Genomic DNA, 21,105 nt, shown 5'->3' with positions numbered 1-21,105 from the left:
ACCCCAGGAGGAAAGTCCCTGTGACGGTCACGAAGAAACTTAAGCCAACGGGATTAGCAGCCCTCGCCGCCGGCGCAATGTTGGCCCTTGCCGCCTGCAGTCCCGCGGCGCCCGACGTGGCCTCATCGTCAGCAGGCACGTCCTCACCAGCCCCCAGCCCGTCCAGCGTCACGGCGTCGGCAAGCCCGACGGCATCACCCGGAACATCTGCCACGGTGGGAAAGATCGTGGATGGATTTCCCGAAACGCTGATACCGGTGATGCCTGGCGCCACGGTAATTTCCAGCAGTTTGGATAAGGCCAAACAGCCTGCCACGGCAGCGCTCGTGGCCAGCATCACAGCCCCCACTACCGCCGTCGTGGACTTCTACACAAAGCACCTCGAGGGCCAGGGCTTCAAAGCCGTACCCGGCGATGCGGTGGGAGCGGTGGCCTCCAAGGATTTCGTCCGAAACGACAACGAGACTGTCAACGTTGCGGTTGTCGAAGCGGCCGGCGTTTCCACCTTCACCATCGGCGCCAACGCCGCAGTTGAGTCAGCCAAGTGACGGTTTCGGAGCAGCTGAGGCTTGAACAGACCGCCTTCGTAGCAGCCGTTGCCGGCGAGCTGACAGACTTCCTCACCACGCGGCAGGCCCTTGTGGCCGGAATTTCCCCCGACATCGAACCCCTCATGGGGTCTATCTCCAACCTGGTGACCGGCGGTAAAAGGCTCCGCGCCCTGATGTGTTACTGGGGCTGGCGGGGCGCCGGTGGCGAGCCCTCGGCCGGACAGATCGTCACGGCCGGGTCGGCCCTGGAGCTGTTCCAGGCGGCGGCACTCATCCATGACGACATCATCGACCGTTCGGACACCCGCAGGGGTGGCCCGAGCGTCCACCGCCGGTTCAGCCAGTTGCACGACACCCAGGGCTGGGCACTGGACAGTGAACGGTTTGGACACGCAGCGGCCATCCTGACCGGCGACCTGTGCCTGTCCTTCAGCGAAGAGGCCTTCACTGACATCGGCGGGCAGGCGGCCTCCGGCAGCAGGGCGAGGCTGATCTTCAACCTCATGCGCACAGAAGTGATGGCCGGCCAATACCTGGACATCCTTGAAGAAGTAGCCGGACCGGTGCGGGACCGGGCAGGGGCTGTGACGCGGGCCCAGTCCATCATCCGGTTCAAGTCGGCGAAGTACTCCACCGAACATCCGCTGGCACTTGGCGGTGCACTGGCGGGGGCCTCGGACGACCTCCTCCGCGGCTACTCGGCGTTCGCCTTGCCTCTGGGCGAGGCGTTCCAGCTGCGTGATGACGTCCTGGGCGTCTTCGGCGACCCCGTCACTACCGGCAAGCCGGCAGGCGACGATCTCCGCGAAGGCAAACGGACTGTTCTGATTGCTCTCGCCCTGGAACAAGCGTCAGCGCAGGAATCAGCGTTTATCGATGCAAAACTCGGGAGCCCGGATCTGGGCGAAGAGGACGTGGCCGAGATCCGCCGGATTATTGAAGAGTCCGGAGCGCTGCAGGCCACCGAACTGCTGATCAACGAATTCGGCACGGCCGCCTACGAGGCCCTGGAGCAACTGCCACTCGACGAACTGCCCAAGACGGCACTGCGACGGCTGGCCGAAGCCACCGTCAGCCGCGCCGCCTGATTTCGGCTCTGGCACGAGCCGCGCCGCCGGGGCAGGCGCTGCCTGGACACCGGGCTTACGGTCCTGTTGCACCGGTATCCGGCAGCGCTACCAGGCGAGAGTCTGCGCCCTGCGCCTGATTTCGGTTTTTCGACCTTCCCGCAGGGCATCAATTGGTCGGCCGCGCAGGGACTCGTCAGTGGTGAACAGCCAGACAATGAGGTCCTCGTCGGAATAGCCGGCATCCGCCAGGACGACGATGGTTCCCCGCAGGCTGTCGACAACCTGGCCGTCCAGGATAAACGCGGCCGGAACGGACCGGATCCGCCGTTCCCCCACCCGCAGGGCCGCCAGGGCACGTTCATCAATAAGGCTGTGGACTTTCGTAATTGAAACGTCCAACAGCTGCGCGACATCAGGCAGGGGCAGCCACTCGCCCACAAGGCTTTCTACGTTACTCACGGATCAAGGTTGCCACGGCCGGAGCCCTGCCGCCTAGTCGGCTTTACCGCGCACGCCGACGATTTATTCGACACTCCGCAAAACCTTAGATACGGGGCGGTGTCAACTTCTTGTGCTATAGCCAAATTCATGAGAGATTCACATAGGTCACATTTGTAACAGTAACAACTTAAGTAACACTAGTATCAATAGTCACACGCATCACCCGTCCCCCGGCAGTTAAAGAAGAGGATTCCTTCCATGACGACGTCCCGCTCGCCAAAGCAGGCACCCCGGCCGAGTCTGCCCATGATTGCTGCCACCACAGCGGCACTTCCTGTAGTCGTCTTGTCGTCCTTGGCCCTCGCCCAGCCAGCTTCGGCAGAGGCGCCAGCCCGCGCCATCCCGGCAACGCTTGCGGCCGCCATGAAAGCACAGGCAGCGGAAGTCAAAGCAGCCCTCATCCCGGCTGCCTCTGTTTCCTCCAGCATTCCCGCGGCGTTTATGCCGGCACAACCCTCTGCCCCTGCCGAATACACGATCGCCCGCGGCGACACCATCAGCGCCATCGCCGGGAAGTTCGGCCTGAACACCGGGGAGATCCTGACCCTGAACAACCTTCAGCCGAACACCATCATTTACCCCGGCCAGAAGATCAAGTTGTCCGGTTCCGCTGCCTCCCCGGCAGCTCCGGCCCCCGCTGCCCCGGCAGCGGCCCCGTCCGCGCCGGCCAGCTCCGGCGGCAGCTACACCGTAAAGGCCGGGGACACGCTCAGCGCCATCGCCTCCCGGCACAACGTAGGCCTGTCTGAGATCTTCACCTGGAACGGCCTGAACATGCGTTCCATCATCTACCCGGGCCAGAAAATCAAGGTTGGATCCGGCGAGGGAGCGGCTTCAGCCCCAGCGGCGCAGCCAGCTGCTGCACCCGCTGCCCCGGCGGCGGCCCCTGCACCGGCAGCCCCTGCACCGGCCTCCGCTCCGGGTGGCTCTTACACCATCAAGGCCGGCGACACCCTGTCCGCGATCGCCTCGAAGCACGGCGTGAAGCTCTCGGACATCCTGGCAGCCAATCAGCTCAGCATGACCACGGTGATCTACCCGGGCAATAAACTGGTCATCCCAGGCGGCTCCATCCAGCCGGCGTCGTCCACTCCGGCAGCCACCGTGACCCCGCTCGTGCCCAGTTCCTTCCTGGGCTTCACGTACCCTGAGGTCGTGGTCAGCTCCGCCAACCAGAACAAGGCGTTGCTGAACGCCGCACCGGTGCCGTCCCGCGATGAGATGCGCACCATCGTGGCCGACACTGCCCGTGCGATGGGGGTAGAGCCGTCCCTGGCCCTCGCCTTCGCGTACCAGGAATCAGGCTTTAACCAGCGCGCGGTTTCGCCCGCCAACGCCATCGGCACCATGCAGGTGATCCCCACGTCCGGCGAGTGGGCCTCAGACCTCGTAGGGCGGAAGCTGAACCTGCTGGATCCCTACGACAACGCGACTGCCGGTGTGGCCATCATCAAACGGCTGATTGCCACCAGCAAAGACGTGGACACGGCCATTGCAGGGTACTACCAGGGCCAGTACTCAGTCAGCAAGTACGGCCTGTACGACGACACCAAGGCTTACGTAGGCGCCATCAAGGCACACCAGAAGAATTTCGGCTAACCGGCCACCTTCGCAATGCACCGGGGGCTTGTCGATACAGGCACCGCGGATAACGATAAGGGTCCGGACCGCACGTCGGTTCGGACCCTTTTCGTTGCGGGATTAGGATCGTATGGTGCAGGAACAAGTGTCTGACCGTCTCGTTGGAACGCTGGTGGATAACCGCTACGCCGTCCGTTCCAAACTCGCGCGCGGAGGCATGTCCACCGTCTATCTCGCCACAGATCTCCGGCTGGAACGGGATGTTGCCCTCAAAGTCCTCCATCCGCACCTCGCCACGGATGAGACCTTCCTGGACCGCCTCGGCAGGGAGGCGAAAGCCGCCGCGAAACTCTCCCACCCGCACGTTGTGGGAGTACTGGACCAGGGCAACGACGGCGTGACGGCCTATCTGGTGATGGAGTACATCAAGGGCCACACCTTGCGCGACGTCATCAGGTCCAAGGGGGCGCTGCCTCCCCGGCTGGCACTTGCCCTCATCGATCCCGTGGTGGAAGGCCTGGGCGAGGCCCATGCGGCCGGCCTGATCCACCGCGATGTCAAGCCGGAGAACGTCCTGATCGCCGACGACGGCCGCATCAAGATCGGCGACTTCGGATTGGCACGGGCGGTGACAACGACCACCAGCACGGGCGCCCTGATCGGCACCGTGGGCTACCTCTCCCCCGAGCTTGTCCTGGGGAAAACCGCCGATGCCCGCAGTGACATCTACTCTGTGGGCATCATGCTCTACGAGATGCTCACCGGCCAGCAACCGTACGACGGCGAGGTCCCCATCCAGGTGGCCTATCAGCACGTCAACGAAACCGTCGGGCCGCCGTCGGCCCTGGTGCCGGGGCTCGCCGCCGAAATGGATGAACTGGTCCAGTGGTGCACCGCCAACGATCCCGAAAACCGGCCGGTGGATGGCCATGCGCTCCTCCAGGAGTTGCGGCACATCCGGACCAACCTCACGAATTCCGAGCTGGACCTCCGGCCTCCGGCTGCCGTCCCGGCCGGGCAACCGAACCCCACCGAGATCATCTCCCGGACCAACAATCCAACTGCGGTGTTGTCCTCCTCCCTCGGCCGGCCGCAGCCACAGCAGCCGTCGCGTCCGCCGCAGGCCGCGAACCCGCCACATGCCCTCTACCCGCCGGACGACCTGTACCCGTCAGACCCGCGGCCCATCCAGTACGAACAGGACGTCCGGAGCCAGGCTGGGGCTCCGGAGTCCCTCCCGCTCAGCAAACGCGCGCAGCGCAAGGTTGACCGGGAGGATGAGAAAGCAAGGTCCCGGGCAGCGGCGACGCCGGTCAGGAGCCTGCGCGAAGGAAACCCGCGCCGCCGGGGCATCCTCTGGGTGGTGGCCCTGATTATCATTGCGTTGCTTGCCACCGGGGCCGGCTGGTTCTTCGGCATGGGGCCGGGCGCATCCGCCACCATTCCTGCCGTCGCCAACAAGTCAGTGGCCCAGGCTCAGCAGTTGTTGAGCCAGGCGGGCTTTCAGTCCCGGACCAACGACGTGTTCGACGACGACGTTCCCTCGGGACTGGTGGTGGGCTCCGAACCCGCAGCGGGTGCCCAGATCAGAAAGTTCCAGCCGGTAGCGCTGTTTGTCTCGAAGGGGCCGCAGCTGTACGAGCTGCCGAAGCTGGCGGGCGGAACACTGGACCAGGCGAAGATTGCCTTGAACCAGGCTGAGATGGCGCTGGGCAATATCACGGAAAAGTTTGACGAAGCGGTGGCCGCCGGTGTGGTGCTCGCGCAGGATCCGGCCGCCGCGACCCCGGCAAGGCACGGCACCCCGGTGAACCTGGTGGTGTCCAAAGGCCCGCAGCCAATTCCCGTGCCCTCAGTTTTGGGCAAGGAGGAGAACGACGCCGTCGATGCCATCGAAGCTGCCGGGCTGAAGGCCGACGTCGCGTCCGAGGAGGTTTTCGACCGCAAAATCCCCGAAGGGTCAGTGGTCAGCCAGTCCCCGGCAACCGGCACCTTAACCAAGGGCGGCACCGTGACACTGACCATCTCCAAGGGCCCCAAAATGGTCAAGGTTCCCAGCTTTATCGGCAAGCAGGCCGGGGAGGCCCGCAAGGGATTGGAAGCCCTGGGGTTCAAGGTTGAGGTCAACAACATCCTGGGCGGTTTCTTTGGCACGGTGCGGGATCAGAACCCCGTGGACGAGGACGTCCCCGAAGGTTCCGTCATCACCCTCACGGTGGTGTAACCGGCAGCTGCCGGTCACACCACTCGCAGCGCTCCCGCGGAAACGGTCAGTGCTTGGCCAGTGCCCCGGCTACAAGGAACGCCATCTCGAGGGACTGCATGTGGTTCAGTCGGGGATCGCAGACGGACTCGTACTTGTCCAGGAAGGCTTCCTGGTCCACAGGATCCGCACCGCCGAGGCATTCCGCGACGTCGTCGCCGGTCATCTCCACGTGCAGGCCGCCGGGCACGGTGCCCAGGGCGTGGTGCACTTCGAAGAACCCGCGCACTTCGTCAATGACGTCGTCGAAATTGCGTGTTTTGTAGCCGTTGGGCGACGTGACGGTGTTGCCGTGCATCGGATCCGTGACCCAGAGGACCTGGGCACCGGAAGCGGTGACCTTTTCGACGACGGCGGGGAGCTTCTCGCGGATGTTTCCTGCCCCCATGCGCGTGATGAATGTCAGGCGGCCGGGTTCGCGTTCGGGGTCCAGCTTGTCGATGAGGCGCAGGGCGTCGTCCCCGGTGGTGGACGGGCCGAGCTTCACGCCGATGGGGTTGCGGACCCGGGAGAGGAAATCGACGTGGGCGTGGTCGAGTTCGCGCGTGCGCTCCCCGATCCACAGGAAGTGGGCCGAGGTGTCGTAAGGGAAGCCGGTGCGGGAGTCGATGCGCGTGAGGGCCCGCTCGTAGTCCAGGAGCAGGGCTTCGTGGCTCGCGAAGAATTCCACCCGCTTGAGCGCTTCGAAGTCGGCGCCGCAGGAGGCCATGAACTTGATGGCGCGGTCGATGTCCCTGGCCAAGGACTCATAGCGTGCGTGGGCAGGGTTCTCCGTGAAGCCCTTGTTCCACTGGTGCACCGAGCGCAAGTCCGCGAACCCGCCCTGGGTGAAGGCCCTGATGAGGTTCAGCGTGGAGGCTGAGGTGTGGTACGCCCTGAGCATCCGCGCGGCGTCGTGGCCACGGGATTCAGGAGTGAACTCGTACCCGTTGACGATGTCGCCGCGGTACGCCGGCAGGGTCACGCCGTCGCGGGTCTCGTCATTGGAGGAGCGGGGCTTGGCGAACTGCCCGGCCATCCGGCCCATCTTGATGACGGGCATCGCCGCACCATAGGTGAGCACCACTGCCATCTGGAGGATGGTCTTGACGCGGGCACTGATCTTGTCCGCCGTGGCGGCTTCGAAGGTCTCAGCACAGTCGCCGCCCTGGAGCAGGAACGCCTTGCCCTGGGCCGCAGCTGCCAGCCGCTCACGCAGGACGTCCACTTCGCCGGCGAAAACCAGTGGCGGGAGCATGGAGAGTTCGCGGACCGAGGCGTCGAAAACGTCCTTGTCCTGCCAGCTCGGCTGCTGGGAAATCGGAAGATCCCGCCAGTCATCAAGGCCAGGATAATTGGCTGCTCCGCTCTGGGCGGTGCTGGACAGCGAAAAGGCGGGTTTTGCAGATAGCTCAGTCACTATCTAAGACTAATGCGCGCCGGACTCTTCGGGACACCCGGCCGTCACGCGTCCAGAGAGCGGCGTCACAGTGAGCCGGCGGCCGGGTCTGTGCCCTCCGGGCCTGCGGCCGGGTCTTTGCCTTCCGGGCCTGCGGCCGGGTCTTTGCCTTCCGGGCCTGCGGTCTCGGCGCCGGCAAGCCGGAGCTTCACGACTGCAGCGTATTCATCCACATACTCCTGGCCGGAGAGCCGCATCAGCTCGAACATGATCTCGTCGGTGACTTTGCGCTGCACCAGCCGGTCATCGGCCTGGTGGGCGTACTGGCTGAAATCCAGCGGCGCCCCAAAAATCATGCCGATCCGCCGGATATTGGGCAGGCGCTTGCCGATGGGCTGGACCTTGTCCGTCCCGATCATCGCCACTGGAATGACCGGCACGCCTGCCTGCAGCGCGAGCCTGGCCACGCCCACCTTGCCGCGGTACAGGCGCGCATCCGGGCTGCGGGTCCCCTCGGGATAGATCCCCAGCAGGCCTCCGCTGGTGAGGACATCCATGCCGGCATTCAGCGAAACCGCAGATGCTGCCCCGCCGGATCTGTCCATGGGCAACTGGTTGGTGAGCCTGAAGAACATTGCCGTCAGCCGGCCTTTAACACCTGTCCCCGTGAAGTACTCGGACTTTGCAAGGAAAACGACGGGCCTAGGCACCGTCAGCGGCATAAAAATGGAGTCCGAAAAAGACAGGTGGTTCGAAGCGATGATTGCCGCGCCCTCCGCCGGAACGTTGTCCAGGCCCTTGACCCAGGGGCGGAAAAGAAGCCGCAGCACCGGCCCCAGGAAGATCCTTTTCATGACCCAATAAAACACGTGTCGAACCTCTCCGGAAGCCTGCCGGCCGGCCCTCCGTTGGGTCAGGCCAGCACTTCAATGCAACCCTACTCTAGTGAGATTTGTCCCGAAGAGTGACACGATGGAGTCATGACAGAAAGCAGCACACCGCCCCGGCCTGCCGCTTTCAGCTACCCCGGCCACGGGCCCAACGCCAGGACCGGGATCGCCATCTGCCATGGCTTTACCGGCAGCCCGCTGAGCGTGATGCCTTGGGCTGAACAGCTCGCGGCCCAAGGATTTGCCGTGTCGGTTCCCCTACTCCCGGGCCACGGGACTGACTGGAGGCAGCTTGCGCGCTGCGGCTGGCGGGAATGGTACGGAACCTTCGTGGCTGCCTACCAGGAACTGAACGCGCGCACGGACCACTGTTTTGTGGCCGGCTTGTCCATGGGCGGCGCCATCGCGCTGCTGACGGCCTCCCGGCATCCGGTGGCAGGGGTTTCGGTGGTGAACCCGGGGCTTAGCTTCTACGACCGCCGCGTCCGTGTCATCGGGGTCCTCAAGTATTTCCAGCGGACCACGCTGCCCATCCAGGAGGAACAGCCGACGGCGGCAGTAACCGACGACGGCGACTACTCGCGCACGCCGCTGGCAGCCGTCCATGAGCTCAAGAAGCTGTTCGGCGCAACCGTCCGCGGACTTCACAAGGTCAACGCCCCGGTGCAGGTCTTCAAGTCCAGTGCCGACGCCGTGGTGCCGCCCACCTCGCTCTCCACCCTGCGGCGTCGGCTGGGTCCCCGGCTGGTGGAAGTGGTTGATCTCCACAACAGCGGCCACGTAGCCACCCTCGACCTTGACGCGCCGGAGATCTTCAACCGTTCCAGCCAGTTCTTCCTCGACCATTCGGCCAGCGGCCAACCCGCCGGTCACCATTCCGGTGGCACGGCAGAGCCGGCCCGCACGTCAAACAGCGCCCAACCCACCTCGGAGACTTCATGACCAGCCTTCCGGACCACAGCCCCTTCAGCAGCCCGGCCGCCGGTGAGGGAGCCCGGGTCGGGGTGGTTCTCTCGCATGGGTTCACAGGCAGCCCGCACGGACTCCGCACCTGGGCCCAGTCACTCGCCGACGCCGGCTTCGCCGTTCGCATGCCCTTGCTGCCGGGCCACGGCACAAGCTGGCAGGAACTGGCGCGGACCCGCTGGCCGCAGTGGCATTCCGCCCTGGACGACGCTTTCCTCGACCTCGACGCCCAGTGCGACCATGTCTTCGCCGCCGGGCTGAGCATGGGCGGCGCGCTTGCACTGAGGATCGCCGCCACCAGGCCGGTGACCGGCGTGATCCTGGTAAACCCCGGGCTGGTCATCGATGATCCCCGCGCCCCGCTGGCCGGCATCCTGAAGCTCGTACTGAAGAGCACTCCGGCGATCGCGAATGACATCCTCAAACCCGGCATGGATGAGGGGGCCTATCCACGGACACCGGTAGCCGCGGCCCATGAACTGAACAAAATGTTCAAGGACACCATCCGGATGCTTCCCCGTGTTACTGCTCCGGTCAGGGTGTTCCGTTCCACGGTGGACCATGTGGTCTCAGACTCGAGCATCGTGGCACTGCGCCGCGGCCTGGTCAATGCTCCCGTGACGTTAACCACCCTCGAGAACAGCTACCACGTGGCCACGCTTGATAACGACGCCCAGGAAATTTTCGGCGGGTCGGTGGACTTCATCCGGACTGTACTTGCCGAGGCTGCAGCAGTCGAGCCAAAGGAGGGCGCTGCCCGTGACTAGGCCCGACTCCGGCTCGCCGGACCAGAGTGCAAACCAGGACGATGCTGTCTGGCTCGATCTTGTTGCCCGGCTGGAGGGCACGACCTCCGAGGACAGCAGCGCGACGAACGGCAACACTGCGGACGGGAGTACTGCAAAGGGCGGCGCTGCGGAGGACGGCACTGCGGATCACGGCACTGCCCCGAACGCTCCGATCATTCCCACCAATCCTGATGCTGAAGGACCCGGCAACCCCAGCCCGGTCCCGTCCCTGGCACCAGCCGACACCCCTGGACGGCCTGCGACTTTCCGCGACTTTGACCCCCTGGGCCTTGCCGGCCGGGCTCCCACCGAGTTGTCCGCGGCCGAGCGTTCGGCCGCAGCCCGAAGGGGCGGCACCGGTCAACCACGATCCGGCGAGAGTACCGGCAACGGGCAGGATGGCCAGGACATCGAGGGCAGCCCTGACGGCCCACGGGACTATGCGGTGGAGGACCACGGCGGCGAGTTCGTCCCGGAGGAACCGCCAAGCCTTTCCGGGACGGACCCGCTGACGATGCTTGCCTGGCTCGGCGCGGTGGGTGGTCCCATTGCCCTGCTGCTGTCAGCCATGTTTTGGCGGACAGCGCCCCTGCTGGCAATAGTGGGCATGGTGTCAGCGTTCATCCTGGCCGTGGTCTACCTGATCATGAAGCTGCCCCAGGAAAAAGACGACAACGACGACGGCGCCCGCGTCTGAGCGGTGCCGACCCAGCACTGTAGGTCCGAGCGGGTGTCGCGGCAGCTTCGCTCCTCAGCCGCGCGTGCGGCTGCTGACGCGTGACAGATCCGCTGCTCCGATGAGCCCGGCGTTGGGTCCCAGCGCTGCCAGTTCGATGCCGGCGGCGGGTCGGAAGCCTCGGCCCGTCAAATTCCTGGCGAACGCCTTGCGCGCAGGTTCCACCAGCAGGTCCCCTGCTGAGCAGAGCCCGCCGCCGATCACGAAGAGTCCCGGGTCCAGCGCTGCGGCGAGATTTGCCAGTCCCAGGCCAAGCCACTCCCCCACTTCGTCGAGGAGTTCGCGGCAGGCGGCGTCGCCGGCCAGGGCAAGTTCGGTAACTATCGCGCCGGTGATCCGGTCCGGATTTCCTCCCACCGCGGCAAGCAGTTCCTGGGCCACCGGCGAGTTGGCCGCAGCCAGGATCCGCGCTTCGCGCCCCAGCGCGTTGCCCGAGGCATATTGTTCCCAACAGCCCCGGTTTCCGCACTCACAACGGTGTCCGCCCGGCATGATGATCTGGTGGCCAAATTCACCGGCGACACCAAACCGGCCCCGCTCCACCCGGCCGTCGATCACCATGGCACCGCCGATGCCGGTGCCGAGGGTGATGCACACCATCCGGTCCTCACCCTGCCCGGCACCAAAGCGCCATTCCGCCCACCCTGCGGCATCGGCGTCGTTCGTCAACAGGACGGGCCTGCGCAGCAGGCGCTGCAGGTTGGCCCGCAAAGGCTCGTTGCGCCAGGCAAGGTGCGGGCTGAAAAGTACTGTTCCGCCGTCGAGATCCATCCAGCCGGCCGCCCCGATACCCACTGACCGGATCCGGTGACCGGCGCTCAGCTCGTCCACGAGCTCCACGATGACCTGCTCCACGGCCCGCGGATCGCTGCCGGGCGTGGATCGCCGCGCCTCGCTGAGGATCCGGCCGTCGGCGTCCACCACTCCGGCGGCCACTTTTGTGCCACCAATGTCGATCCCGATCGCGAGTCCTTTGCGCCCGAGCCGCGGACTCGCGCGGAACCTCTCCCAGCGCCAGGTCTGTGTGCGGCCACCCCGGGGCTGCCGCCGCCAAGGCACTGGCCGGCCGGGCGGACTGTTCTGCTCAGGGGAGGCTGCGTACATAGTGACTCATTCTAAGCGCGCCGCCGGGCCCGGTTCCGGCAGCCCGGCACCGCGCCTTTCCCGCACCCTTTGACTCCTATGTTACTGGCCAGTAGGTTTATGACAGCACGACCACGTTGCGGGCGTATTAGTCTTTAGGGACACCCTGCGCGGGTCCATGGATATCAAAGGAGCTATAGTGCGCGAATTCAGTGTTCCGCCACTGGTTGTTGTCCCACCGGAAACCAACATCACCGATCTGGTGCTGCGGCAGGCCGCCAAGCCCAGCAACCCGGCATTGTTTTCGCGGCTCGATTCCGCAGGCGCCTGGCAGGACGTCTCCGCAAAGGACTTTCTGGCGGACGTCTCCGCGCTTGCAAAGGGTCTGATGGCAAGTGGCGTGGCCGCCGGGGACCGGGTGGGCATCATGTCCCGCACACGCTACGAATGGGCGCTCGTTGACTTCGCCATCTGGTTCGCCGGGGCCGTCTCGGTGCCTATCTACGAGACGTCGTCGCCGTCGCAGGTCGCCTGGAACCTTGGCGATTCGGGTGCCGTTGCCGCCTTCGCTGAGTCCGCCCACCACGAAGACGTGATCCGCCAGGCAGCCAATTCTGAGGGACTCACTGCCTTGCAGCACGTCTGGCAGCTCGAAGGCGGCGGGCTGGACGCAGTTCGTGAGGCGGGGCGTGGTGTCAGCGATGCCGAGCTCGAGGAACGCCGGACGTCTGCCAGTCTCAGCGACGTAGCCACCGTCATCTACACCTCCGGCACTACCGGCCGGCCCAAAGGCTGCGAGCTCACCCACGGCAACTTCGTTGAGCTCTCCGACAACACGCTGGCGATCCTCGGCGACGTCGTCAATGAGCAGGCCAAAACCATTATGTTCCTGCCGCTGGCCCACGTTTTTGCGCGCTTCATCTCGGTGCTGGCCGTTGCCGCCGGCGCCACCGTGGCACACACTCCCGACATCAAGAACCTTCTCGCTGACCTGCAGAGCTACCAGCCCACGTTCATCCTGGCTGTCCCCCGCGTGTTCGAAAAGGTCTACAACTCAGCGCTGACCAAGGCGGAGGACGGCGGGAAGGGCGCCATCTTCCACAAGGCCACCGAGACCGCCATCGCCTTCTCCAAGGCCCGGCAGGCCGGACACGTGGGCCTGGGCCTGAAACTCAAGCACACCATGTTCGACAAACTGGTGTACGGAAAGCTGCGCGCTGCCATGGGCGGGAATGTGGCCCATGCTGTGTCCGGCGGCGGACCGCTCGGCGAACGGCTTGGCCATTTCTTCCAGGGCATCGGCCTGCAGATCCTGGAGGGCTACGGCCTGACGGAGACCACCGCCCCCATCTCGGTGAACACCCCGTCCCTGATCAAAATCGGGTCCGTTGGCAAGCCCCTGCCGGGCAACTCGGTCAAGATTGCCGACGACGGCGAAATTCTTGCCAAGGGAGTCTGCGTCATGCGGGGCTACTACAACCTTGACGGCCTGACTTCGGAAACCTTTGCCGACGGCTGGCTGCGCACCGGTGACATCGGACGCCTTGATGAAGACGGCTTTGTCTGGATCACCGGCCGGAAGAAGGAAATCATCGTCACTGCCGGCGGCAAGAACGTCATCCCGGCCCTTCTGGAGGACCAGATCCGCGCTGACGCGCTGGTCTCGCAGGTCCTGGTTGTCGGTGACAACAGGCCCTTCATCGGCGCCCTGGTCACCCTCGACCAGGAAGCACTCCCCGGCTGGCTGCAGCGCCATGGGCTGCCCGAGTCCACCACCCTTGAGGAGGCAGTGGAGAATCCTGTGGTCAAGGCAGCTGTGCAGGATCTCATTACGCAGGCCAACAGCTCCGTGTCCCAGGCCGAAGCCATCAAGTCGTTCCGGATTGTCGCGTCCGACTTCACTGAGGCATCCGGCCACCTGACCCCGTCCATGAAAGTGAAACGAGCCCAGGTGATGAAGGACTTCGAGACAGTCATCGAGGAAATGTACGGCGCACCTCGCGACTAGCAGATAACCGTCACAAGCCAACAACGACGCGGGGTCACTTCCCGCCCGATAAACAGTGTTTATTGGGGCGGGAAGTGACCCCGCGTTGCTTATAGGGTTTTACTCCACTACGAGGAGGAGATCCCCGCCTTGGACCTGCTCCACCGCTGAAATGGCGAGGCGCGAGACCTTGCCGCCCACCGGCGTCGTGATGGATGCTTCCATCTTCATCGCCTCGATGGTGGCCACGGTGTCACCGGCCTTGACCGTGTCACCGGCCTTGACGGTCACCGTGACGGCGCCGGCGAACGGCGCGGCTACCTGGCCCTGCTGGGCAGGATCAGCCTTCTCGGCAGCCTTGACGTTACTGACCACGGAACGGTCCCGCACGACGACGGGGCGGGACTGCCCGTTCAGCGTGCACATCACCGTGCGCATGCCCTTTTCGTCCGGCTCGGAAACGGCTTCCAGCGAGGCAATCAGCCGGACGCCCTTTTCGAGCTGGATCTCGTGCTCCACGCCGCGCTGCAGCCCGTAGAGGTAATCGCGGGTGTCGAGCACAGAGATGTTGCCGTAGGTTTCCACGCTCTTGAGGTAGTCCTTGGTGGGACCGTCGAAGAGCAACCGGTTCAGGGTGCCCTGCCGGGTCTTGGAATCGCCCTTGAGCGCGGCGCTGTCCTCGGGGCTGAGTTCAACGTCGCGGACCTTGATGCTGCGCCCCTGGAGTGCCTTGGTGCGGAACGGTTCCGGCCAGCCTCCGGGCGGGTCCCCGAGTTCACCGGACAGGAACCCGATGACGGAATCGGGGATGTCGTAGTTCTGCGGGTTCTCGTTGAAGTCCGCGGGGTCTGCGTTGAGTCCCACCAGGTGCAGTGCAAGATCGCCCACCACCTTTGACGACGGCGTGACCTTCACCAGGCGGCCGAGGATGCGGTCCGCTGCGGTGTACATGTCCTCGATCGCCTCGAAGCGCTCCCCCAGTCCCAGCGCCATGGCCTGCTGGCGCAGGTTGGACAGCTGGCCGCCCGGGATTTCGTGCTTGTAGACCCGGCCGGTGGGGCCCGGCAGGCCCGACTCGAACGGTGCATAGACGCGGCGCACAGCCTCCCAGTACGGCTCCAGTGAGCTGACTGCGTCCAGGTCCAGGCCGGTGTCCCGCGGAGTGTGGGCCAGTGCCGCCACCAGGGCGGAGGCCGAGACCTGGCTGGTGGTGCCGGCCAGCGACGCCGATGCAACGTCGACGGCGTCCACGCCGGCGTCAACTGCAGCCATCAGTGTGGCCAGCTGGCCGCCTGCGGTGTCGTGGGTGTGGAGGTGGACCGGAAGGTCGAAACGCTCGCGCAGGGCGGCCACCAGCTTGGCAGCCGCTGCCGGCCGGAGCAGGCCGGCCATGTCCTTGATGGCCAGGATGTGGGCGCCCGCGTCCACAATCCGCTGCGCAAGTTCAAGGTAATAATCCAGGGTGTAGAGCTTCTCATCCGGGTTCAGCATGTCGCCGGTGTAGCAGAGGGCAACTTCTGCCACTGCGGTGCCGGTGGCCCTGACAGCACGGATGGCGGGCGCCATCTGGTTCACGTCATTGAGCGCGTCAAAGATGCGGAAAATGTCGATGCCCGTCGCGGCAGCTTCGTTAACGAAAGCCTCGGTCACCTCTTCGGGGTACGGCGTGTAGCCCACGGTGTTCCGGCCGCGCAACAGCATCTGCAGGCAGACGTTCGGCAGCGCCTTCCGGAGGGCCGCCAGGCGGTCCCACGGATCCTCGCCGAGGAAACGCAGGGCCACGTCATAGGTGGCGCCGCCCCAGGCTTCGACGGACAGGAGGTCAGGCAGCAGCGCGGTTACTGCCGGGCCTGCCGCCACTAGGTCCCGCGTCCGTACCCGGGTGGCAAGGAGCGACTGGTGGGCGTCGCGGAACGTTGTGTCAGTGACGGCGACGGCATTCTGCTCGCGCAGGGCCTTGGCGAAGCCTTCCGGGCCGAGCTCCTGGAGACGCTGGCGGGAGCCGGGCGTCGGCTGCAGATCGCCTACGTCAGGCAGCTTCGCCGCCGGATCCGACTGGACGGTGAGCTCGCCGTTGGGCTTGTTGACTGTCACTTCGGCCAGCCAGGTGAGCAGCTTGGTCCCGCGGTCAGCAGAGACCCGGGCCTTCAGGAGCTGGGGACGCTCGTCAATGAAGTTGGTGGCCACATTTCCGGCAATGAAGTCAGGATCGTCCAGCACGGCCTGCAGGAACGGGATGTTGGTGGATACGCCGCGGATGCGGAATTCGGCGAGGGCGCGGCGGGCACGGGCAACGGCAGCCGGGTAATCGCGGCCACGGCAGCTCAGTTTCACCAGCATGGAGTCGAAGTGGGGGCTGATCTCGGCACCCGAGTAAACAGTGCCGCCGTCGAGCCTTACACCGGCGCCGCCCGCGGAACGGTAACCGGTGATCTTCCCGACGTCGGGACGGAAACCGTTGGCAGGATCCTCGGTGGTGATGCGGCACTGCAGCGCTGCGCCCCGGAGCTTGACCGTCTCCTGGGACAGGCCGAGGTCTGCGAGTGTTTCCCCGGACGCGATCCGCAGCTGTGCCTGTACCAGGTCAACGTCGGTCACTTCCTCGGTGACGGTGTGCTCCACTTGGATGCGGGGGTTCATTTCAATGAAGACGTGCTGGCCTGCGCGTTCGCCGACCGTGTCCACCAGGAACTCGACGGTTCCGGCGTTGACGTAGTTCAGGGCCTTGGCGAACTTCACGGCGTCGCGGTAAAGCGCCTGGCGGATCCCTTCGTCCAGGTTGGGCGCGGGCGCGATCTCAATAACCTTTTGGTGACGGCGCTGGATGGAGCAGTCGCGCTCGAACAGGTGCATGACGTTCCCCTCAGCGTCTGCCAGGATCTGCACCTCAATGTGCCGGGGGCGGAGGACCGCCTGCTCCAGGAACATCGTGGGGTCACCGAACGCCGCATCAGCCTCGCGCATGGCGGCCTGCAGTGCTTCCGGCAGGGCCTCGCGGGTGTCCACGCGGCGCATGCCGCGCCCGCCACCGCCGGCCACGGCCTTGGCGAAGATGGGGAAGCCTATCTCGTCGGCAGCCGCGATCAGCTCGTCCACGTCCTTGGACGGTTCGCTCGACTTCAGGACCGGTACGCCTGCTTCACGTGCGGCCTTCAGGGCAGCCACCTTGTTACCGGCCAGCTCCAGCACCTCGGCCGGCGGGCCCACAAAGGTGATGCCCGCTTCTTTGGCGGCGCGTGCCAGGTCGGGGTTTTCCGAAAGGAAACCGTACCCGGGGTAGATGGCGTCAGCCCCGGACTCCTTGGCCACCCGCACAACCTCGGCAACGTCCAGGTAGGCCCGGACAGGGTGCCCCTCTTCACCGATCAGATACGCCTCGTCGGCCTTCTGGCGGTGGATCGAGTTGCGGTCCTCGTTGGGAAAGACAGCAACGGTCTTGGCGCCCAGCTCGTAGCCGGCGCGAAAGGCCCTGATCGCGATTTCGCCGCGGTTGGCCACCAGAATCTTGGAAAACATACTTCTCCTGCATCATCGCGGGTGTATCGGTCAGTGGTGACAGTGTCTAAGACCTGTGCGGACAAACACAAATCATTGTGGCCACAGTCACAAAAACTTCCGTCATGTCCCGCGTGAATCGACGGACGCTAGCAGAAACCGGTCCGCTGACCGGACCGCGAAGCCATGTCGGTCTCCTTTAAGGCGGTATTCGCCGGCATGGCCACATATGATGAGTACGGCGGCAGGGGCCGCCCGGCTTCGGCACTGCCGGAGCAAACATTACCCCCAACACGGCATCCGGCGTTAGGTTTTGGTCTCACAAGTGCAAGTAGTCAGCATCAGCAGCCTCAAGGGCGGAGTCGGCAAGACTTCCGTCACCACAGGATTGGCGTCTGCGGCGCTTGCCGCGGGCATCCCCACACTGGTGGTGGATCTGGATCCCCATGCAGACGCGACCACGGCCCTCGGCGTCCAGCCCGGCGACCAGCTGGACATCGGCAGGATGCTGAAGAGCCCGCGCCGCGCCAAGCTGGCTGAGAACGTAGCGGGCAGTTCGTGGACTGCACGGGCGCACTCAAACGGATCCGGATCGGCCGTACTGGACGTCGCTGTGGGCTCCGCGTACACCGGCATCTACGACCGGCCGGACCTTGGCCGCCGTGACCTCCGCCGGCTTTCGTCAGTCCTTGCCGGCGCCGATGGTTATGACCTGGTCCTCATCGACTGCCCTCCATCCCTGAACGGACTGACCCGGATGGCCTGGTCCGCGAGCGACAAGGTGGCGCTGGTGGCCGAGCCCGGGCTCTTTTCCGTGGCCGGCACGGAGCGCACCATGCGCGCCATCCAGCTCTTCAAGCAGGAATTCGCGCCCAATCTCTCTCCCGCGGGCATTGTCGCCAACCGCGTACGCACCGGCTCGTCCGAACACGCCTACCGGCTCGCCGAGATGGAGTCCATGTTCGGGGACCTGCTGTTGAGCCCGCGGATTCCGGAGCAGGCGAACTGGCAGCAGATCCAGGGGGCCGCCCACCCGGTGCACCACTGGCCGGGAGAATCGGCCAAAACCTCGGCCGCCTTGTTCGATGCGTTGCTGGCAAACCTTCTCGCGGCCGGCAGCGGATTGCGCAACCGGACCCAGCGCTGATCCTGCCGGGCACAATCCTGGACGCAGAAGAGGCCACCCCGGCCTGAACATGTCAGACCGGGCTGGCCTCTTCTCTTGCGTCAGCTTGTCTTGAGTCAGCCTGTCTTACGTGCAGCGCGCCGTTTGCTCAGTTCGTCGTCGGGAAAAGACTGGACTGCCGCGTGTTCGCTCGGCAGGGAGGCCAGGCTACCCTCGACTTCGCGCCAGACCCGGCCCACCGCGATCCCGAAGACCCCTTGGCCGCCCTGGACAAGGTCGATTACTTCGTCAGCGGAGGTGCATTCGTAGACGCTCGCGCCGTCGCTCATGAGGGTGATCTGTGCCAGGTCTTCCACACCGCGTTCGCGCAGGTGCTCCACGGCCGATCGGATCTGCTGGAGGGAGACGCCGGTGTCCAGCAGGCGCTTGACCACCTTGAGCACCAGGATGTCCCGGAAACCATACAGCCGCTGCGAGCCGGAGCCGGCAGCACCACGGACGGCGGGCTCAACCAGGCCGGTACGCGCCCAGTAGTCCAACTGGCGGTACGTGATGCCCGCAGCTTTGCAGGCCGTGGGGCCGCGGTAGCCTGCGTCTTCGTCAAGGACAGGGAGGTCTTCGGTAAACAGGAGGCCCTGGGCACCGCTTGCCGGCACAGCCACACCAGTGGTGGTGGGCTGCTTCAGTCCGCCTGCTTCGCCTTTGGGACTCACCTGGATCCTCCTTCGTATAAGCTCCCGGGGACTTCTGCATCAGCCAGTGCACGCATGAAGTCCATGTGTGTAATTTCGCGGGGGTCGCACTTTTACAGTGTGACTTGCGCGGCTGCTGTAAGCAATGGGAGCTTGATACCTTCGACGTTAGGCCTGCGGAGGCCGCAGGTCAAAGACCTTGAACGGATCGCAAAGGCGTGTCGGAACTTTCAGCCTCAACTTTAACCTTAATGAGACCTCAGCCGTCGAAATCCTCCGGTTCCACGTCGTCCAGGAACTCCCGGAAACGCCGCAGCTCCCGCTCTTCGTCCACCGTGGGCCCGGGCTCGGTGTCCTCGCCCTCATCGTGTTCGGTGATGCGGACACCGGCTTCATCCATCACCGAGTCAGCGCACCAGATGCGGCACTTTGCCCGCAGTGCGATGGCCAGGGCATCCGAAGCCCTAGAGCTGACGGTGGTGCCGTTCTCAAACTGAAGTTGACCATAAAAGATGTTGTCCTCCACGGCGACGATATTCACGCTGACAACTGAATGCCCGAGGGACTCCACCACGTCCACCAGGAGGTCGTGGGTCATGGGCCGCGGCGGGACTACCCCTTGCTGGGCGAGGGCGATGGCGCTGGCTTCCGGCGTTCCGATCCAAATGGGCACGTGGCGCTCACCGTGCATCTCGCGGAGAAGGACCAGCGGCTGGTTGGAGGGCAGTTCGATGCGAACGCCCACGATCTCGACTTCGATCATCAGATGTCCATACGGGAGATCCGGTCCTGCACAAGTGCCCGGTGCAGGATCAGGCAAAGGTCGGAAATTTCGCGGGCTGCTTCGGCCGCCCGCGCCTGGGAAGCGGAATCGCGCCGGGACGCCAACGGGGCAACTGCCCGCTCCACGAGCCCGAATTCGCGTTCCGCGGCGGCCTGGAAAGGACGCAGGTGGCGCGGCTCCAGACCGTGACCCTCCAACTGCACACATGCCCGGGCCACTTGGAGCGCATGCTCATCAAATCTGCCGTTGCTGTGGCTGATGAGTCCAAAGCTCAACAGAGACTGGAGCAGCGGGACGCTCGCGCCGGACTCGGCCCGCAGCTGCTCCTCGCTGAATTTCCGCCCCCGGTTTTGGAGCTCCGCTGCCAGTTCGTCGGAGACGATCCGGGGCGAAACCACGACGCCGGGCGGCAGGTTTTCGGGGCGCTCTCCCCTGTCGATCGCGTCGAGGTAGTCCTTGATGACCTTGAGGGGAAGGTACTGGTCGCGCTGCAACGCAAGCACAAAGCGGAGGCGCTCAACATCGCTCTCTGCGTATTGCCGGTAACCGGCCGGGGTACGGCGCGGATTGATCAGCCCCTTTTCCTCAAGGAACCTGATTTTTGACGCGCTCATACCGGGAAAGTCGGCGCTGAGTTGGGCGAGGACTTCCCCGATGTTCAGGACTTGGGGTCCCCGGCGTTCCGGTTGTGCCATTGCCACAGGCAGGTGCCCCTGAATCAGGCGCGGCCTGCTGCGCGGGCAGGGCTCAGGTAGAAGGTGAGGCGGAACTTGCCGATCTGGACTTCGTTCCCGGATTTGAGCTCAACACTGTCCACACGGTCGTGGTTGACGTACGTCCCGTTGAGGCTGCCGGTGTCCACCACTTCGAAGCTCCGGGGAGTGCGGCGGAACTCCACGTGGCGCCGCGAAACGGTGACGTCATCGAGGAAGATATCGGCGTCCGGGTGCCGGCCGGCGGTGGTGGTGTCGGAATCAAGCAGGAAGCGGGCCCCGGCATTCGGTCCGCTGTGGGCAACCAAGAGCGCAGATCCAGCCGGCAGCGCTTCGACGGACGACCGTTCCTCGGTGGACAGCCGGGGAGCGATGGTGGGCTCGTCGGCAACGGGGGTGAGATGGATCGAGGTGGTCTCCGAAGCCCTGGCCGCACCTGTGCCGTAATCGCCTTCGGCATGGTCCTTTTTGTGGCCAACCATGGGCTTCCTCCTCTTTCGC

Annotated in this window: 18 protein-coding genes; 9 read left to right on the top strand and 9 right to left on the bottom strand. The window is 65.0% G+C overall.

Annotated features, from left to right (window positions below; translation table 11 throughout):
- Positions 1-20 precede the first annotated feature (20 nt).
- Together AC1MCD_RS07885 and AC1MCD_RS07880 are read left to right on the top strand one after the other, a co-directional pair.
- Complete coding sequence (locus AC1MCD_RS07885; protein WP_498677412.1) at positions 21-548, top strand: hypothetical protein; 528 nt, start codon at positions 21-23, stop codon at positions 546-548.
- Positions 545-1,639, top strand: coding sequence for a polyprenyl synthetase family protein (locus AC1MCD_RS07880; protein WP_498677410.1), 1,095 nt, complete (start codon positions 545-547; stop codon positions 1,637-1,639). Before AC1MCD_RS07885 ends, AC1MCD_RS07880 begins: the two co-directional genes overlap by 4 nt.
- An 87-nt stretch (positions 1,640-1,726) precedes the next feature.
- On the opposite strand, the gene AC1MCD_RS07875 is transcribed toward AC1MCD_RS07880, so the two are convergent.
- Positions 1,727-2,080, bottom strand: a complete 354-nt coding sequence (locus AC1MCD_RS07875) for an Rv2175c family DNA-binding protein (protein WP_498677407.1) — start codon at positions 2,078-2,080, stop codon at positions 1,727-1,729.
- A gap of 240 nt (positions 2,081-2,320) precedes the next feature.
- Here AC1MCD_RS07875 and AC1MCD_RS07870 point away from each other — a divergent pair, with 240 nt between their 5' ends.
- The gene (locus AC1MCD_RS07870; protein ID WP_498677405.1) at positions 2,321-3,721 is read left to right on the top strand and encodes a lytic transglycosylase; all 1,401 of its coding nucleotides are present in this window, start codon (positions 2,321-2,323) and stop codon (positions 3,719-3,721) included.
- Positions 3,722-3,833: 112 nt separating this feature from the next.
- Entirely contained in the window at positions 3,834-5,927 is a 2,094-nt protein-coding gene (pknB, locus tag AC1MCD_RS07865) for a Stk1 family PASTA domain-containing Ser/Thr kinase (RefSeq protein ID WP_498677403.1), read from the top strand.
- Positions 5,928-5,973: 46 nt separating this feature from the next.
- Here pknB and AC1MCD_RS07860 read toward each other — a convergent pair whose 3' ends face one another.
- On the bottom strand, positions 5,974-7,365 hold the full coding sequence (locus AC1MCD_RS07860) for a class II 3-deoxy-7-phosphoheptulonate synthase (protein ID WP_498677402.1): 1,392 nt from the start codon (positions 7,363-7,365) through the stop codon (positions 5,974-5,976).
- A gap of 65 nt (positions 7,366-7,430) precedes the next feature.
- Positions 7,431-8,213, bottom strand: coding sequence for a lysophospholipid acyltransferase family protein (locus tag AC1MCD_RS07855; RefSeq protein WP_498677400.1), 783 nt, complete (start codon positions 8,211-8,213; stop codon positions 7,431-7,433).
- A 111-nt stretch (positions 8,214-8,324) separates the two neighbouring features.
- Between AC1MCD_RS07855 and AC1MCD_RS07850 the strand changes: the two genes are divergently transcribed.
- From AC1MCD_RS07850 to AC1MCD_RS07840, 3 genes are read left to right on the top strand one after another with little or no spacing between them, the layout of a single operon-like run.
- The gene (locus AC1MCD_RS07850; RefSeq protein ID WP_498677398.1) at positions 8,325-9,176 is read left to right on the top strand and encodes an alpha/beta hydrolase; all 852 of its coding nucleotides are present in this window, start codon (positions 8,325-8,327) and stop codon (positions 9,174-9,176) included.
- Entirely contained in the window at positions 9,173-9,967 is a 795-nt protein-coding gene (locus AC1MCD_RS07845) for an alpha/beta hydrolase (RefSeq protein ID WP_498677397.1), read from the top strand. Before AC1MCD_RS07850 ends, AC1MCD_RS07845 begins: the two co-directional genes overlap by 4 nt.
- Positions 9,960-10,685 (top strand): hypothetical protein, encoded by a 726-nt coding sequence (locus AC1MCD_RS07840; RefSeq protein WP_498677395.1) that lies wholly within the window; start codon positions 9,960-9,962, stop codon positions 10,683-10,685. The genes AC1MCD_RS07845 and AC1MCD_RS07840 overlap by 8 nt, the downstream gene beginning before the upstream one ends.
- 54 nt (positions 10,686-10,739) lie before the next feature.
- Here the strand turns inward: AC1MCD_RS07840 and AC1MCD_RS07835 are convergent, their stop codons facing one another.
- The gene (locus AC1MCD_RS07835; RefSeq protein ID WP_498677393.1) at positions 10,740-11,828 is read right to left on the bottom strand and encodes an ROK family glucokinase; all 1,089 of its coding nucleotides are present in this window, start codon (positions 11,826-11,828) and stop codon (positions 10,740-10,742) included.
- Positions 11,829-12,006: 178 nt separating this feature from the next.
- Here AC1MCD_RS07835 and AC1MCD_RS07830 point away from each other — a divergent pair, with 178 nt between their 5' ends.
- Positions 12,007-13,815: an AMP-dependent synthetase/ligase gene (locus tag AC1MCD_RS07830; RefSeq protein WP_498677392.1), complete on the top strand. Its 1,809-nt coding sequence runs from the start codon at positions 12,007-12,009 to the stop codon at positions 13,813-13,815.
- 99 nt (positions 13,816-13,914) lie between these two features.
- On the opposite strand, the gene AC1MCD_RS07825 is transcribed toward AC1MCD_RS07830, so the two are convergent.
- A complete protein-coding gene (locus AC1MCD_RS07825) occupies positions 13,915-17,310 on the bottom strand; it encodes a pyruvate carboxylase (RefSeq protein ID WP_498677391.1) in 3,396 nt (1,131 codons plus the stop codon).
- Positions 17,311-17,614: 304 nt separating this feature from the next.
- Here AC1MCD_RS07825 and AC1MCD_RS07820 point away from each other — a divergent pair, with 304 nt between their 5' ends.
- A complete protein-coding gene (locus tag AC1MCD_RS07820; protein WP_498677388.1) occupies positions 17,615-18,436 on the top strand; it encodes a ParA family protein in 822 nt (273 codons plus the stop codon).
- Between the two features lie 95 nt (positions 18,437-18,531).
- Here AC1MCD_RS07820 and AC1MCD_RS07815 read toward each other — a convergent pair whose 3' ends face one another.
- The 4 genes from AC1MCD_RS07815 to AC1MCD_RS07800 form a co-directional block, all read right to left on the bottom strand.
- Entirely contained in the window at positions 18,532-19,128 is a 597-nt protein-coding gene (locus tag AC1MCD_RS07815) for a MerR family transcriptional regulator (protein WP_190988955.1), read from the bottom strand.
- A 238-nt stretch (positions 19,129-19,366) separates the two neighbouring features.
- Positions 19,367-19,870, bottom strand: coding sequence for a bifunctional nuclease family protein (locus AC1MCD_RS07810; protein ID WP_013600629.1), 504 nt, complete (start codon positions 19,868-19,870; stop codon positions 19,367-19,369).
- Positions 19,870-20,586, bottom strand: a complete 717-nt coding sequence (gene ftsR, locus AC1MCD_RS07805) for a transcriptional regulator FtsR (RefSeq protein WP_498677384.1) — start codon at positions 20,584-20,586, stop codon at positions 19,870-19,872. Before ftsR ends, AC1MCD_RS07810 begins: the two co-directional genes overlap by 1 nt.
- 23 nt (positions 20,587-20,609) lie before the next feature.
- Entirely contained in the window at positions 20,610-21,086 is a 477-nt protein-coding gene (locus AC1MCD_RS07800) for an FHA domain-containing protein (RefSeq protein ID WP_190988957.1), read from the bottom strand.
- Positions 21,087-21,105: the final 19 nt, after the last annotated feature.

Source organism: Arthrobacter sp. BF1 (genome assembly GCF_056680215.1).
The sequence above is the reverse complement of the archived record's forward strand: the minus strand, read 5'-3'. Positions and strand labels throughout refer to the sequence as shown.

Coding starts and splice junctions, on each gene's coding strand:
- AC1MCD_RS07870 (WP_498677405.1), top strand. CDS start 2,321: ATGACGACGTCCCGCTCGCCAAAGCAGGCACCCCGGCCGAGTCTGCCC.
- pknB (WP_498677403.1), top strand. CDS start 3,834: ATGGTGCAGGAACAAGTGTCTGACCGTCTCGTTGGAACGCTGGTGGAT.
- AC1MCD_RS07850 (WP_498677398.1), top strand. CDS start 8,325: ATGACAGAAAGCAGCACACCGCCCCGGCCTGCCGCTTTCAGCTACCCC.
- AC1MCD_RS07845 (WP_498677397.1), top strand. CDS start 9,173: ATGACCAGCCTTCCGGACCACAGCCCCTTCAGCAGCCCGGCCGCCGGT.
- AC1MCD_RS07835 (WP_498677393.1), bottom strand. CDS start 11,828: ATGTACGCAGCCTCCCCTGAGCAGAACAGTCCGCCCGGCCGGCCAGTG.
- AC1MCD_RS07825 (WP_498677391.1), bottom strand. CDS start 17,310: ATGTTTTCCAAGATTCTGGTGGCCAACCGCGGCGAAATCGCGATCAGG.
- AC1MCD_RS07810 (WP_013600629.1), bottom strand. CDS start 19,870: ATGATCGAAGTCGAGATCGTGGGCGTTCGCATCGAACTGCCCTCCAAC.
- ftsR (WP_498677384.1), bottom strand. CDS start 20,586: ATGGCACAACCGGAACGCCGGGGACCCCAAGTCCTGAACATCGGGGAA.
- AC1MCD_RS07800 (WP_190988957.1), bottom strand. CDS start 21,086: ATGGTTGGCCACAAAAAGGACCATGCCGAAGGCGATTACGGCACAGGT.